This window comes from Halomonas elongata (assembly GCF_029081005.1).
In the GTDB taxonomy this organism is placed as follows: Bacteria; Pseudomonadota; Gammaproteobacteria; order Pseudomonadales; family Halomonadaceae; genus Halomonas; species Halomonas elongata_B.
In genome coordinates this window covers 60,421-74,972 of record NZ_JAJQTQ010000001.1, presented here as the reverse complement: position 1 = coordinate 74,972, position 14,552 = coordinate 60,421, and the positions used below count along the sequence as shown (strand labels likewise).

Annotated in this window: 12 protein-coding genes; 3 read left to right on the top strand and 9 right to left on the bottom strand. The window is 64.2% G+C overall.

The genetic code is table 11. The annotated features are described in order from the left end of the window. Positions 1–3: 3 nt before the first annotated feature. The 4 genes from LU493_RS00310 to betC all read right to left on the bottom strand — a co-directional run bounded on the left by LU493_RS00310 (position 4) and on the right by betC (position 6,269). The gene (locus LU493_RS00310) at positions 4–1,578 is read right to left on the bottom strand and encodes a bifunctional GNAT family N-acetyltransferase/carbon-nitrogen hydrolase family protein (protein ID WP_275285782.1); all 1,575 of its coding nucleotides are present in this window, start codon (positions 1,576–1,578) and stop codon (positions 4–6) included. Positions 1,579–1,648: 70 nt separating this feature from the next. Then, positions 1,649–2,569 carry a DMT family transporter gene (locus LU493_RS00305; protein ID WP_275285781.1) on the bottom strand — a complete coding sequence of 307 codons (921 nt, stop codon included), beginning with the start codon at positions 2,567–2,569 and terminating at the stop codon, positions 1,649–1,651. A gap of 248 nt (positions 2,570–2,817) precedes the next feature. After that, on the bottom strand, positions 2,818–4,470 hold the full coding sequence (locus LU493_RS00300) for a BCCT family transporter (protein WP_275285780.1): 1,653 nt from the start codon (positions 4,468–4,470) through the stop codon (positions 2,818–2,820). A gap of 266 nt (positions 4,471–4,736) precedes the next feature. Then, the gene (betC, locus tag LU493_RS00295; RefSeq protein WP_275285779.1) at positions 4,737–6,269 is read right to left on the bottom strand and encodes a choline-sulfatase; all 1,533 of its coding nucleotides are present in this window, start codon (positions 6,267–6,269) and stop codon (positions 4,737–4,739) included. A 124-nt stretch (positions 6,270–6,393) separates the two neighbouring features. Here betC and LU493_RS00290 point away from each other — a divergent pair, with 124 nt between their 5' ends. Both LU493_RS00290 and LU493_RS00285 read left to right on the top strand, forming a co-directional pair. After that, positions 6,394–7,269 carry a LysR family transcriptional regulator gene (locus tag LU493_RS00290; protein WP_275285778.1) on the top strand — a complete coding sequence of 292 codons (876 nt, stop codon included), beginning with the start codon at positions 6,394–6,396 and terminating at the stop codon, positions 7,267–7,269. Positions 7,270–7,440: 171 nt separating this feature from the next. Further along, complete coding sequence (locus LU493_RS00285; protein ID WP_275285777.1) at positions 7,441–8,616, top strand: RNA-guided endonuclease InsQ/TnpB family protein; 1,176 nt, start codon at positions 7,441–7,443, stop codon at positions 8,614–8,616. A gap of 50 nt (positions 8,617–8,666) precedes the next feature. On the opposite strand, the gene LU493_RS00280 is transcribed toward LU493_RS00285, so the two are convergent. The 5 genes from LU493_RS00280 to glcD form a co-directional block, all read right to left on the bottom strand. Further along, complete coding sequence (locus LU493_RS00280) at positions 8,667–8,933, bottom strand: DksA/TraR family C4-type zinc finger protein (RefSeq protein WP_275285776.1); 267 nt, start codon at positions 8,931–8,933, stop codon at positions 8,667–8,669. 73 nt (positions 8,934–9,006) lie between these two features. Next, a complete protein-coding gene (locus tag LU493_RS00275) occupies positions 9,007–9,408 on the bottom strand; it encodes a heme-binding protein (RefSeq protein ID WP_275285775.1) in 402 nt (133 codons plus the stop codon). Next, on the bottom strand, positions 9,405–10,757 hold the full coding sequence (glcF, locus tag LU493_RS00270) for a glycolate oxidase subunit GlcF (RefSeq protein ID WP_275285774.1): 1,353 nt from the start codon (positions 10,755–10,757) through the stop codon (positions 9,405–9,407). The genes LU493_RS00275 and glcF overlap by 4 nt, the downstream gene beginning before the upstream one ends. Before the next feature lies 1 nt (position 10,758). Further along, a complete protein-coding gene (gene glcE / locus LU493_RS00265; RefSeq protein WP_275285773.1) occupies positions 10,759–11,853 on the bottom strand; it encodes a glycolate oxidase subunit GlcE in 1,095 nt (364 codons plus the stop codon). A 9-nt stretch (positions 11,854–11,862) separates the two neighbouring features. Further along, the gene (gene glcD, locus LU493_RS00260; RefSeq protein ID WP_275285772.1) at positions 11,863–13,362 is read right to left on the bottom strand and encodes a glycolate oxidase subunit GlcD; all 1,500 of its coding nucleotides are present in this window, start codon (positions 13,360–13,362) and stop codon (positions 11,863–11,865) included. Positions 13,363–13,843: 481 nt separating this feature from the next. On the opposite strand from glcD, the gene LU493_RS00255 reads away from it, so the two are divergent. Continuing rightward, positions 13,844–14,551 carry a glutathione S-transferase N-terminal domain-containing protein gene (locus LU493_RS00255; protein ID WP_275285771.1) on the top strand — a complete coding sequence of 236 codons (708 nt, stop codon included), beginning with the start codon at positions 13,844–13,846 and terminating at the stop codon, positions 14,549–14,551. Position 14,552: the final 1 nt, after the last annotated feature.

Sequence of the window (14,552 nt, the reverse complement as noted above, 5' to 3'; positions counted from 1 at the left end):
GTATCAGCCTTCCTCTACGTCACGACCCCCGGACTTCCAGGACCAGTCGCGCAAGCGCAGGTCGAACAGGTCCTGACGGCGGTCCTTGAGGTTGGTCACCGAGCCCTCGTTGCGCACCACCTTGAGGCGGTTCAGGTCCAGATCCGAGAACATGATCATCTCGGTGTTGGGCGTGGTCTCGGCGAGCACCGCATCGTGGGGGAAGGAAAAGTCCGAGGGCGAGAACACCGAGGACTGAGCATACTGGATGTCGAGGTTCTCGATCGAGGGCACGTTGCCGACACTGCCGCACAACACGACATAGCACTCGTTCTCGATGGCCCGCGCCTGGGCGCAATGGCGTACGCGCAGGTAGCCGTTCTTGGTGTCGGTCCAGAAGGGCACGAAGAGGATGTCCATGTCCTGGTCGGCGAGCAGGCGCGAGAGTTCGGGGAATTCCACGTCATAGCAGATCTGGATGCCGACCCGACCGGCGTCGGTCTCGAAGACCTGTAGTTCGTCGCCGCCCTCGATCACCCAGTCGCGACGCTCCTGGGGGGTGATGTGCAGCTTGGCCTGGCGCTCGACAGTGCCGTCGCGATGACAGAGATAGGAAACGTTGTAGAGGTGGTCGTCCTCGCCCACCTCGATCATCGAGCCGGCCACGATGTTGATGTTGTAGGAGACCGCCATGCGTGACAGCTCGGTCCTGAAGCGCTCGGTGAAGCCGGCGAGGAAACGGATGGCGGCCAGTTGATCCTGCTGGGCAGCGCGATCCTGCAGGCCCATCAGCGGGGCATTGAACAGCTCCGGGAAGACCGCGAAGTCGCTCTGGTAGTCGGCCAGGGCGTCGACGAAGTACTCGACCTGCTGCAGGACCGCCTCCACCGAGGCGAATTCACGCATCTGCCACTGCACCGCGCCGACGCGCACCTGGGTGCGGCGCGTCTCCAGCACTCGCTCCGCCGGCTCGAAGAGGATGTTGTTCCACTCCAGCAGGGTGGCGTAGCCCTGGGATTTCTCGTCCTCGGGTAGGTACTTGCGCAGCAGACGCTTGACCTGGAAGTCGTTGGCCAGCTGGAACGACAGGATGGGGTCGTGGATCTCCTTGCGGGCGACCTTGTCGATGTACTCGGTGGGGGACAGCTCATCGGCGTACTGGTGGTACTGGGGAATGCGGCCGCCGGCGAGGATCGCCCGCAGATTCATCGAGCGGCACAGTTCCTTGCGCGCCTCGTAGAGCCGCCGGCCCAGCCGATAGCCGCGATAGGCCGGGTGGATCAGCACGTCGAGGCCGTACATGGCATCGCCCTCGGCATCGTTGAGGATGATCTCGCGCTGGCCGATCAGGTCATCGTACTGATGAGGATTGGAGAAGTCGTCGTAGTCCACCCGCACCGTCAGAGCGACGCCGACCAGCCGCTCGTCGTCCTCGATGCCGATCTGGCCGTCCGGAAACTCCTCGATCAGGCGCTCCATGGTGTGTTCCGGCCAGGCGCCGCCGATATCGTCGTAGACGGCGTCCATCAGCGTCTTGAGCTGGGGATAGTCATCCGGCGTCAGGTTGCGCAGGTTGAGGTGGAGATCGTCGAGAGACATGGCGCGTCCTTTCTCCTGTCGAGGCGGCGAAAGGGCAGTCTAGCATGCCTGGCTGGCCGCGCCGCCAGCGTCATGGCCGGCGCCGTGACGTGTCGGTCGGTATCAGCGAGCTCCGGCGCAAGGGGGATGTCCATGTCTGGGCCATGATGACGCCGGCGAGCACCAGGGCGCCGCCGAGAACGTGGTAGGCGGCGAGGCGCTCGCCCAGGGCGACCATCGCGATCACGGCGCTGAACAGCGGCATCAGGTTGATGAAGATACTGGCTCGACTGGCGCCGATGCGGCGGATGGCGAGCATCCACAGGTAGGTCGTGACAATGGAGGCGGGGATGCCGGCATAGAGAATCAAGCCGACGTTGCCCAGGTTCACCGGGGTCATGGGGCCGAGCAGATAAGGGGGTAGCAGGATCAGCACGGCGCAGATCACCTGCCCGTAGAGCAGCACCCAGGGCGGCAGGTCGAAGGACCAGCGCTTGAGCATCACGCCGTACAGGGCATAGCAGGTGGCCGCGACCAGCATCAGGGCGTCGCCACTGGCGATCTCGAGGTCGAGCAGTGACAGTGGGTTACCGCTTCCCAGCAGAAGGGCGACGCCGATGAGGGCGAACAGCCCGCCGACGATACCGCCGATGCTGGGCGGCTCCCGCAGGATCAGGGCGCTGAGCAGCACGGTGAGCAGTGGCACCATGGCGGCGAGGATGCCCATGTTGGTGGCCGAGGTGGTCTCGGCAGCCACGTAGGCGAGGCCCTGCCAGAGGCCCATGCCGAGCAGGCCGAGGACGGCCAGCCTGGGCCACTCTCGGCACAGGGTTGCGCGGTGACGCCAGGCCACGGGGGCCACGAAGGGGGTGAGGACGGCGAGCGCCAGCAACCAGCGCAGGAAGGCGATGCTGCTCGGCGCGATGGCGCCCACGGTGAGCTGGTTGATGGTCATGTTGCCCGACCAGATCAGTACGGCGCCGAGCGGAGGGAGGAAATGGAGTAGCGGCATGACGTCCCTGGCATGTCGAAACGGGGTCCCGGATGGGGGGACTGGAGGATGAGTGTCGACGATACGGGGGAATCGGCAAGAGTGCTACGTCGTGTGCCTGAAAAATGCCTGCGCCCGCTCATGGAATGCGTGGGCCCGCCCTGGCCCTGGCCGTCGTTCGTGACTTTTGTCAACACCCTCTTGATGGCGTCGCCGGGGCGGACCCGGCGACGCCCGGGAGAGGTAATTTCATGAGGTGGGCGATGGCGTCAGGCAACCCTGCTGCGCATCAGGCGAAGTTCGCCGTTGAGGGCCCTGATGATGGAGTAGCACATCAGCAGCATCACGATGGAAAACGGGATCGCCGTCGCCGTGACCCCGGCCTGCAGCGCCGAAAGCCCGCCGCCGAGCAGCAGCACGATGGCGATCAGGCCCTCGACCGCAGCCCAGAACATCCGCTGAGGACGGGGGGCGTCGACCTTGCCCCCGGCGGTGATGGTATCGATCACCAGAGAGCCGGAGTCCGAGGACGTCACGAAGAAGATCAGCGCCAGGATGATGCCCAGGGTCGACATCAGGCCCGTCAGAGGTAGCTCGTTGAGCATGCCGAACAGCGACAGCTCGGGGCTGTAGTTGTCGATCACATAGTCCTTGACCAGGCTGCCGGCCGGGTCGGCATAGAGCTGGTCGAGCGCAGTGGCGCCGAAAACGCCCATCCAGATAAAGATGAACAGGCTGGGGATCAACAGCACGCAGATCACGAACTCGCGGACCGTGCGGCCCCGCGACACCCGGGCGATGAACATGCCGACGAAGGGGGCCCAACTGATCCACCAGGCCCAGTAGAAGATGGTCCAGGACTGGCGGTAGGCGTCATCGTCGCGACCGAAGGGCGCCGACAGCGGGAGGAATTCCGTGACATAGGTCGAAAGCCCCGTCCAGAAGCCGCTCAAGGCCACCAGGGTCGGGCCGGCGAACAGCACGAAGAAGAAGAACAGCACGGCCAGGGCCATGTTGATCTCGGAGAGCTTCTTCACGCCGCCTTCGAGCCCGCGCCAGACCGACACCAGCGCCACCGCCGTGACCAGCACGATGACGGTGACCTGGGTGGTGGCGTTGACGTCCAGCCCGAAGACGAAGTTCATCCCCGCATTGGCCTGCTGGGCCCCGAGGCCGAGCGACGTGGCCAGGCCGAACAGGGTGGAGAAGACCGCCAGGATATCGATCACATGCCCCCACCAGCCCCAGACGCGGTCGCCGAGGATCGGGAAGAACGCTGAACGGATGGAGAAGGGCAGGCCCTTGTTGTAGGTAAAGATGGACAACGCCAGGGCCATGACCACATAGACAGCCCAGCCATGAATGCCCCAATGGAGGAAGGTGCCGGCGAGGCCCAGGGCGCTGGCCTCGGCGATGGCTGCCGGGTTCAGCTCGCCATCGGTTCCGAACGGCGAGGCGACGCCCAGCGGCAGGGAAACGTTGGCATGATAGACCGGCTCGAGCACGCCGAAGAACAGCAGGCCGATACCGATGCCGGCGGCGAACAGCATCGCGAACCAGGACAGGTAGCCGTGCTCCGGCCGGGCATCGGGCCCGCCCAGCCTGACCTTGCCGTAGGGCAGGACGACCAGCGCCACGCAGAACAGGATGAAGAAATCCACCACGATCATGAAGTACCCGTCCAGGGTGCCGGTGGAGAAGGCGACGATGGACTGGAAAACACTGCCCGCCCGTTCCGGAAACAGCAGGGTGAGCACGATGAAGAGGAGGGAGGCGAGGGCCGAGACGACGAAGACCCGGTTGTGGATATCGAAGCCGATGGGCCCCAGGTGTCCCTCGATATTGTCCTGGCCGACCACATAGTCCGTCTGCATGTCGCTGTCCATCGCCGCGGAGGGGGCCGGGTCGCTTGGCAAGCTCATGGGAGACTCCTCCTGATGTGAAAGGAAGAGTCACCCGCAGGTGTTCCGATAACGGCTTCCTGGAAGATGGTCGGATTGATGTGACGTATTGTTGTCGGTTGTCGTGTCATGTTGAATGCCTCTCATATTGTTATCACGATATCGGTGGCATTGATGTCATCCACTGCCGGGCTCCTCCAGGCCCGGCTGTCACCTGGCCGGCCTTCAAGGGGCCAGCGATGCTGGCTCGTCTGGTCCGGGGTGTTGTCGATGGGTTGATGATAGGTTCATGCGGGCTCGGATGCAGGGGTCGGAAAGCGTGAGCGTGCCTCGAGATCATCCAGGTCGATGGTGTTGCGCATGTACTGCGTACTGGCATCGAATTGCGGCTGGTGATCCCAGGTCGTGACCTGCCCCTTCATGAGCGATCGAGCAATCATCTTGCGGCGACGCTGGCTATCGATCACCCGGTCGTAGAACGCATCGAGGTTCCAGCGCCGGGCCACTTCCTCACGAAATTCCTGGCGCAGGCCCTGGTAGTCGTCCCGTTCGGCCAGGTTGGTGAGTTCCAGGGGATCGGCCTCGAGATCGAATAGCTGGTCGGGGTCCGGCGTCGAATGGACGAACTTGTAGCGTCCGCGACGAATCATCAGCAACGGCGCGATGGCGCCTTCGCCACAGTATTCGCCGATCACTTCGTCGTGTCCGCCCTGGCCCGTCAGGTGGGGGAGAAGGCTGCGGCCATCCACGGGAACCGCATAGTCGGGAGCTTGTCCGCCGTTGGCCAATTCGGCGAAGGTCGGCAACAGGTCGACGGTGGAGACCGATTGGCTGACCCTGCCAGGCGCAAAGCGGCCGGGGGCATGAACGAGCATGGGGACACGCGCCGAGCGCTCGAACCAGCTCATCTTGAACCAGAGGCCACGCTCACCGAGCATGTCGCCATGGTCACCGGAAAAGACGATGATGGTGTCCTCGTCCAGCCCGGTTTCCTCGAGTGCCTTGAGCACCTTGCCCAGTTGATCATCGACGTAGCTGATTTCCCCGTAATAGGCATGCCGCGCATTGCGAATCTGCGCGTCGTCGATCGTGTTCTCGTCGAGTTGATAGATATAGCGCAACCGCCTGGAATGCGGGTCCATCAGGTCGCGCGAGTAAGGAACACTCGGCATGTCGATGTCGTCATGATCATAGCGATCCCAGTATTCACGCGGAATGGTGTAGGGGTCGTGCGGGTGCGTCAGCGAGACCGTCAGGCAGAAGGGACGCGTCTCCCCATTACGGGCATAGTCGTAGAGAAAACGTTGGGCGCGAAAGGTCACTTCATCGTCGAAGTCGAGCTGATTGGACCGCACGCAGGGCCCCGCCTGAATGACCGAGGACATGTTGTGATAGTAACTGGGGCGCTCATCGAAATGTTCCCAGTCGACGTACCAGCCGTAGTCGGCCGGATAGATATCGGTGGTCAGGCGCTCCTCGAACCCATGCAACTGGTCCGGCCCACAGAAGTGCATCTTGCCGGACAGGGCGGTGAGATAACCGGCATCGCGCAAGTAGTGGGCGAAGGTCGGGGTATCCGCCGGCAGGTCGGCGGCATTGTCGTAGCCACCGATACGCGACGGCAACTGGCCCGCCATCAGAACGAAACGCGAGGGGGCACATAACGGGCTGTTGCAGTATGCCGAGTCGAAGACCACGCCTTCGCTCGCCAGGCGCGACAGGTTGGGGGTCTGGACGACGGGATGGCCGTAGAAGGGCAGCGAAGGGGCGGCGATCTGATCGGCCATCAGGAACAGGATATTGGGCTGGCGAGCGGTCATTGTTGGGCTCCCGTTAGTGGTTGGCTGGTGTTATGTCAGTCTCCTTACTAATCTCATGACCTGTAAACTCGGTCTTTTTTTATGTCATCCATAAGGTAAGCTAATGTCGTTGATGGACAGAAAAGTGTCGCCGAACGGTTTGCGTGTCTTCGCATCGGCGGCTCGACATCTGAGTTTCACCGCCGCGGCCCAGGAGTTGCGTTCCACGCAGTCTGCCGTCAGCCAGCAGGTTCGTGCCCTCGAGGAAGAACTTGGCGTGCGTCTGTTCGATCGCGTCTATCGGGGCGTGAGGTTGACCGAGTCCGGCCAGTTGCTCTCTGCCAGCGTTCGGGAAGGCTTCTCGATCATGGAGAAGACCATCGAGCAATTGCAGCAGCGACACCGCAATCCCCGATTGAATATCCTGACCGACTTTTCCCTGGCGTCGTATTGGCTGATGCCGCGTTTGCCGACGTTTCGACGTGATCATCCGCATATCGACGTGCGCATCATGACCAACCATGGGGAGGTGGACTGGCATGGACAGGAGGTCGATGTGGCGATCGCGTTCTGTGATGCCCGGACGCTGGAAACCAGGCCTCGCCTGTTTCATGAAGACGTCTTTCCGGTCTGTAGCCCGGGATTTCTCGACACGCATGGGGCCATCGAGGATTCGGCGAGACTCGCCGAGTTGCCCTTGTTGATGTTGACGGCCGATCAAGGCCAGGGCTGGCTGGATTGGTCGGGCTATTTCGACCGCCTGGCCGGCATGACGTATGGGGAACCATCGGAATTGGTCTTCAACAACTATACGTTGTTGATTCAGGCGGCGATTGCCGGTCAGGGCGTGGGACTGGGCTGGCAGGGTCTGGTGGATGATCTGATTGAACGCGACATGCTGGTGGGGCTGGAGCACCTCAGGGTGGCGACCTCCAGTGGTTATGGGCTCATCGATGTCGACCCGAGTGATGGGGCCCCGGCCAAGCGGGCCTTTCTCGACTGGGTGATAGCGCACAGATGACCCTGGTCCGGATAACGCTTGGCGGGGGAAGCGAGCCTCTCAGTAAAATCCGCGTGAACCCTCGCCTACTCGGGCGGGGATACAAGCGGGCAGTGCGGTAGCACTGCTGGGTTTGCGGCATTGGGCACGGCGGTATACGCTGAACATACATCCAGTTGTTGATGACGTTCCATGCTGAAGGCCACCAAGATACGTATCTACCCCACGGTCGAGCAGGTGGCGTTTCTGAACCGCCAGTTCGGCGCGGTGCGTTTCTGCTACAACACCGGCCTTCGCATCATGTCTCATCGCTACAAGCGCCATGGCCAGTCGTTGAGCGCCAAACACGACATCAAGAAACTGCTGCCGGTGGCCAAGAAGTCCCGCAAGTATGGCTGGCTGAAAGAAGCGGATTCCATGGCTCTCCAGCAGTCGTGCATCAATCTCGACCAAGCCTTCCAGCGCTTCTTCGACCCCAAGCAGAAGGCCGGCTATCCGCGCTTCAAGAGTAAGCGGGGCCAGCAGTCCAGCTATCACTGCGTCGGCGTCAATGCCGGCGATAGCTGGATCAAGGTGCCCAAGCTCGGGCCGATCAAGGCCAGGATGCATCGCCAGGTCGAAGGCAGACTGAAAAGCATCACCCTGACCCGAACGGTCACCGGCAAGCACTACGCCTCGCTGCTCTTTGAAACAGCTCACGTCGCCCCAGAACCGCTGATGGACGTTGACGCTGCCAGTGTCGTCGGCCTCGACATGGGGTTGTCGCATCTGGCCATTGACTCCAGCGGGCGCAAGATCGCCAATCCGCGATTCCTCAAGCAGGCGCAGAAGAACCTCAAGCGCAAACAGCAGGCGCTGTCACGCACGAAGAAGGGCAGCCGACGCCGCGCCAAGGCACGGTTACTCGTCGCCAAGGCGCATGAGCGGGTCGCCAATGCCCGCAACGACTTTCAGCACAAACTCTCTCGACAGATCGTTGACGATAACCAAGCGGTGATCGTTGAGACGCTGAAGGTCCGCAACATGATGAAGAACGCCAAGCTCGCCAAGCACATCGGCGATGCGTCATGGCATGCCTTGACTGCCAAGCTGGACGACAAGACCAGGGAGCAGGGCAAGCATCTGGTCAAGATCGACCCGTGGTTTGCCAGCTCCAGGACCTGCCATGTCTGCCAGCACAAGATGGACGCCATGCCGTTGAACGTCCGGTCGTGGGAGTGCCCCGCCTGCCACACACAGCACGACCGGGACATCAACGCAGCGTTGAACATCAAGCATCAAGGCATCGTGAAGTTGAAGGCGGAAGGGCTGTCCGTCTCTGCCCATGGAGGCTTGCGTAAGTCCGGCATATCGCCGGCTGCTGCCTGAGAAGTGGGAAGCCTCGCCCGTAGCGCGTCAGCGCTTAGGGCGGGGAGCAGTCACCGCAGCTGGCTGTCCTTGCTGCCCCGTCGGTTGAAGCCGCCGGCGGGGCCTCCCTTCCTGTCGCGTTCGGCCTGGCAGTCGATGCACAGGCGCACGCCGGGAATCGCTTCCCGACGCGCGCGAGGAATCGGCTCGTCGCACTCATGGCAGAAATGCGCACTGTCTCCCTGCGGGAGTGCACGTCTGGCGCGCTCGAGCTCGTCGCGCACACTGTCGTCGATCTGCTGCTGTACATCGCCATCCTTCGACCAGCCGCCGGCCATGTCTGTCCTCCGAGCGTCATCGCTGCTGTCTATCCTGCCAGCTTAACGATTCGCTTGAGCGTCGACCAGCGACTCACCGCATGGCGGCAATGCCGGATTTCGCCACCTGGGCATCCTGGTCGGCCTTGACGCCGGAAACGCCGACCGCCCCGATCACTCGACCGTCGACGACCACCGGAACGCCGCCTTCGAGCAACCCCTCCAGCGGCGCGGAAAGAAAGGCGGTTCGCCCCTCGTTGATCATGTTCTCGAAGACCTGGGTTTCCTTGTGGCTGAGGGCGGCGGTGCGCGCCTTTTGCGCGCTGATCATGGCCGTCATCGGTGCGGCACCGTCGAGCCGGCGCAGGCCGAGCAATTCGCCGCTGTCGTCGGTCACGGCCACGGTGATGGTCCACTGGTTGGCTTCGGCCTCGCGCTGAGCGGCGTCGAGAACGGCGTTGACCTCGGCGAGGCCGAGAATGGCTTTGGTCTTCATGGATGACTCCTTGTGGTTGTAGTGGCTTCGAGCTTCGAGCTTCGAGCTTCGAGCTTCGAACTACGGGCTGCTCGTGGCCCGCAGCTCGTCGCTGGGGTTAATGCGTCGTCGACGAGTTCGATCCAGTGGCGTACCGGCGTGCGATCGGCGCCGGCGAGGTGGCTCTGGCACCCGATGTTCGCGGTGGCGATGACGTCCGGTCGGCCTTCCTCCAGGGCGTCGAGCTTGTTGTCGCGCAGTTGGGTGGCAAGCGCCGGCTGGGTGATGGAATAGGTGCCCGCCGAGCCGCAGCAGAGGTGGGCGTCGCGTACCTGGGTCAGCTGGAAACCGAGGCGCTTGAGCAGGCCCTCGGCGTGGCCACCGAGTCGCTGGGCATGCTGGAGGGTACAGGGGCAGTGAAAGGCGAGGCGCTTGCCGTTCTCCAGGGCCAGGCCGTCGAGCGATTCACCCTCCATGACCTCCACCAGGTCCTTGGCCAGGGCGCTGACATGGGCGGCCTTGTCGGCATAGGCCGGGTCGTCGGCGAGGATGTCGCCATATTCCTTGACGAAGGCGCCGCAGCCGCTGGCGGTCTGGACGATGGCCTCGCAGCCGGCCTCGCCCTCTTTCTCAAGCTCTTTCTCGAGATATGGCCACCAGGCGTCGATATTGGCCCGCGCCCGGTCGCGACCGGCTTCCTGGGCATCGAGGTGGAAGTCGACGGCACCGCAGCAGCCGGCCTCGGGGGCCGGGGTCAGGCCGATGCCGAGCCGGTCCAGCACGCGGGCGGTGGCGGCATTGGTGTTGGGCGACAGGCTGGGCTGGACGCACCCTTCGAGGATCAACATCTGGCGCTCATGGTCCCGTCCCTCGGGACGGACACCGGCATTCACCGGCTCAGGCGGCAGCTTGGCCTTGATCGGGCCGGGCACCAGGGGGCGAAAGGTCAGGCCGAGCTTGAGCAGGGCCTTGAAGCGTCCGGGCTCCACCAGGGCCTTGCGCAGGGCGAAGCGGAAGGCCCGTTCGGGAGCCTTGCGCGGCACGCGGCGTTCGATTTCGGCGCGACCGATGTCGAGCAGCTTGTGATATTCCACGCCGGAAGGGCAGGTGGTCTCGCAGTTGCGGCAACTGAGGCAGCGATCCAGGTGCAGCCGTGTCTCCTCGGTGGCCTGGTTATCGTCGTCGCGACTCTCCAGCAGCGTCTTCATCAGATAGATGCGGCCCCGCGGGCCATCGCGCTCGTCGCCCAGCAACTGGTAGGTGGGGCAGGTGGCGTTGCAGAAGCCGCAGTGCACGCAGGTGCGCAGGACCCGCTCCGCCTCGCGGAGGTGCGGCTGTTCCAGGTCTCGCTCGGTGAAATGGGTCTGCATGTCAAAGCTCCGCGTAAAGTCGCCCGGGATTGAAGATGCCGTTGGGATCGAGCTCGGCCTTGAGCCGGCGGTGATACTTGGCGAGCACCGGCGGCAGTGGCGTGAAGGGGCTACCGGTGCCGGATCTCCAGTGCGTGGCGTGGCCCCCCAGGCGAATCGCCTCGTCATGCACCGTCTCTTCGGGGGCGGCGCAGCGCAGCCAGCGCTGGGCGCCCGCCCAGTCGTGAAGCATGGTGGTCTCGTCGACGTCCTCCAGCTCGGGCGCGGGCGCCTGCTGAGGAAGCGAGAGTCGCCACAGCGGTCGCGAGTCGTCCTCCCGGGTGAAGAAGGTCAGGTGCTGTTCCCGCAGGGCCGACCAGAAAGTCGCGTCCAGCGACTCGCCGCCGAGGTGTCGACCCGTGGCGTCGACCGAACCGGGGCCACCTTCCAGGCGTAGATGGAGGGCGCCGTCCAACCAGGCGGCGGCGGTGATCGGCAGCGGTTGCCGGCCCCATTCGATGAGGTGGCGACGCGCCTGGGCCAGGGGCATCTCGAGGCGCAGGCTGTGCTGCGCCGCGGGCTTTGGCAGTACCTTGAGCGAGACTTCGGCGAGCAGGCCGAGGCAGCCCTGGGCGCCGACCATCAACCGCGACAGGTCGTAACCGGCCACGTTTTTCATGACTTCGCCGCCGAAGCGCAGGGAGGCGCCGTGTCGGTCGATCAGGCGAATGCCGAGCACGAAATCGCGTACGGCGCCGGCCCAGGGACGTCGCGGCCCGGAGAGGCCGGTGGCGACCATGCCGCCGACGGTAGCGGCGTCGCCGAAGTGGGGCGGCTCGAAGGGGAGACGCTGGCCCTGCTCGTCGAGGCGGGCCTCCAGCTCGGCCAGGGGCGTGCCGGCGCGTACCGAGACGATCAATTCCACCGGATCATAGCGAGTGATGCCGCGGTGCTCGCGGGTGGAGAGTGGCTTGCTGTCGACGGTGTTGCCGAGGAAGGCCTTGGTGTCGCCACCGACGATGCGCAGTGGCGTGCCCTCGGCATCGGCACGGCGGATGCGCTCGCCGAGCGCCTCGCTGATGTCCCGATCCGGGAGGGAGCCTTGATGTGACGCCATGATACCTCCTCAGAAACGGGGCAGTTCGGGGTGCGGCAGCTCGCCGTGATGCACGTGCATGGCACCGAACTCGGCGCAGCGGGCCAGGGTGGGAATGTTCTTGCCCGGGTTGAGCAGGCCCACCGGATCGAAGGCGGCCTTCACGGCGTGGAAGGTGGTCAGCTCGCCGGTGGGAAACTGGACGCACATCTGGTTGATCTTCTCGCGCCCCACGCCATGCTCGCCGGTGATCGAACCGCCGGCTGCCACGCAGGCTTCCAGGATGCGTCCCCCAAGCGCCTCGGCACGTTCGAGTTCGCCTTCGCGATTGGCATCGAACAGGATCAGCGGGTGCATGTTGCCGTCGCCGGCGTGGAAGACATTGGCGACCCGCAGGCCATATTCGGCCGAGAGCGAGGCGATGGTGCCGAGGACCTCGGGCAGGGCGCGTCGTGGAATGGTGCCGTCCATGCAGTAATAGTCCGGCGAGATGCGGCCCACCGCCGGGAAGGCGTTCTTGCGTCCGGACCAGAAGCGCGTGCGCTCGGCCTCGTCCCGGGCGAGCCGGATATCGGTGGCGCCGGCGTTCTCGAGCACGCCGCGTACCGTGTCGCAGTCGTCGTCCACGTCGGCCTCCACGCCGTCCAGCTCGCAGAGCAGGATCGCCTCCGCGTCCACCGGATAGCCGGCGTGGATGAAGTCTTCGGCGGCGCGGATCGCCAGGTTGTCCATCATCTCCAGGCCGCCGGGGACGATGCCGGCGGCGATGATGTCGCCTACCGCCTGGCCGGCCTTGCCGACGTCGTCGAAACTGGCCATCAGCACCTTGGCGGTCTCCGGGCTCGGCAGCAGCTTGACGGTGACCTCGGTCACCACGCCGAGCATGCCTTCGGAGCCGTTGAACAGGGCGAGCAGATCGAAGCCCGGGGCGTCCAGGGCCTCACCGCCGAGTCGCATCCGCTCGCCCTCGAGGGTGATGATCTCCAGGGCCAGCACATTGTGTACCGTCAGGCCGTATTTCAGGCAGTGCACGCCGCCGGCGTTCTCGGCCACGTTGCCGCCGATGGAGCAGGCGATCTGCGACGAGGGGTCGGGGGCGTAGTAGAGTCCATGGGGGGCCGCCGCCTCGGTGATCGCCAGGTTGCGAACGCCGGGCTGGACGCGGGCGGTGCGAGCCTCGGGATCCAGTTCCAGGATGCGCTGGAAGCGCGACATCACCAGCAGCACGCCGCGTTCCAGCGGCAGGGCGCCGCCGGACAGTCCGGTGCCGGCGCCACGCGTGACCACCGGAACGCCGAGCTCATGGCAGCATCGCATCAGGGTCGCGACCTGCTCGAGGTCATCGGGCAGGGCCACCAGCATGGGCAGCACGCGATAGGCGGCCAGGCCGTCGCACTCGAAGGGACGCAGGTCCTCTTCGCGATGCAGCAGGGTCAGGGTCGGCAAGGTGGCTTGCAGCTCGGCGAGCACTGCCGTCTTGTCGCGGTGGGGTAGTTCGCCGTCGAGTCGCTCGTCGAAGAGGAGGTTCATGGCGGCTCCGGTGTCACGGAATGGCATCCACTGATCTCGATGCTAGGGAAAAGCGCATCATAAATCTATGGAATTATTTTCCGTTTTTTGTGGTCGATGGAGTGGATATCACGACGACCCGCGTTGGGCGGAGTCGTCAGGCGGTCCTGGCATGTCTGGACAAGGATGCCGAGACCCCTACCACGATAGGCCCTGGTGGCGGCCATGACGATCCAGGGATCATTGGTTTTACCAATCAAGGTGCGCAGGTAGTCCAGCCTCGCTGGATTCACTTGGCTGGCGATTCAACGAGTTGGCGATGGAGGCCAACACGGCAAGGACGCCGTGACGATCGAATGGCTATACCAATGGACAAGGAGGGGGCAACCCTCGACAGGCTCGACGGCAAGAGCCCGGGGCAAGTCTCGGTGCATTGGCGATAGACGATGACTGCTGGCACTATCGGCACTTCCCTTTCCTTTATCGAATGCGAGGAGTCGGCATGACACGGGTGCTCTACGATCTCTGTGGTATCGACGAAGCGCTGCGCTTCTCTCCCTACTGCTGGCGGGTTCGCTACGCCCTTGCCCACAAGGGGCTCGACGTCGAGACGCGTCCCTGGCGCTTCAGCGAGAAGCAGGCCCTGGCCTTCGCCAACCATGACAAGGTCCCGGTGCTCGTCGATGGCGAGACGGTGGTGGCCGACAGCTACGAGATCCTGCGCTATCTGGATCGCACCTACCCGGAAGCGCCGCTGCTGGGGGACAGCATGGCGGATGCTCGCGGGCGCTTCATGGCGCACTATGCCGAACGCTCCCTGGCGCCGGCGATGCTGCACATCATCATCATGGATCTGCTCAACGCCATTCATCCGGATGATCGGGCCTATTTCCGCGAAACTCGCGAGAAGCGCTTCGGCCGTACCCTGGAGGAGGTGCATTCGCCGGTGAGGGGGCTGTCGCAGCTCGATACCGCCCTGGGGCCGTTGCGCGGACGCCTCGAAGAGTCGACATATCTTGACGGCGAGGCGCCGGGCGGGGCCGACTACATCGTTTTCGGCAATTTCATGTGGGCGCGTTGTGTCTCCAGTGCCGACCTGGTGTCCAATGCCGACCCCGTCTACGCCTGGCTCGAGCGCATGCTCGACCTTTATGGTGGGCTCGGGCGTCAGGCGACGCGGGTGACGGACATCGAGGGCGCTTACCGGTGAA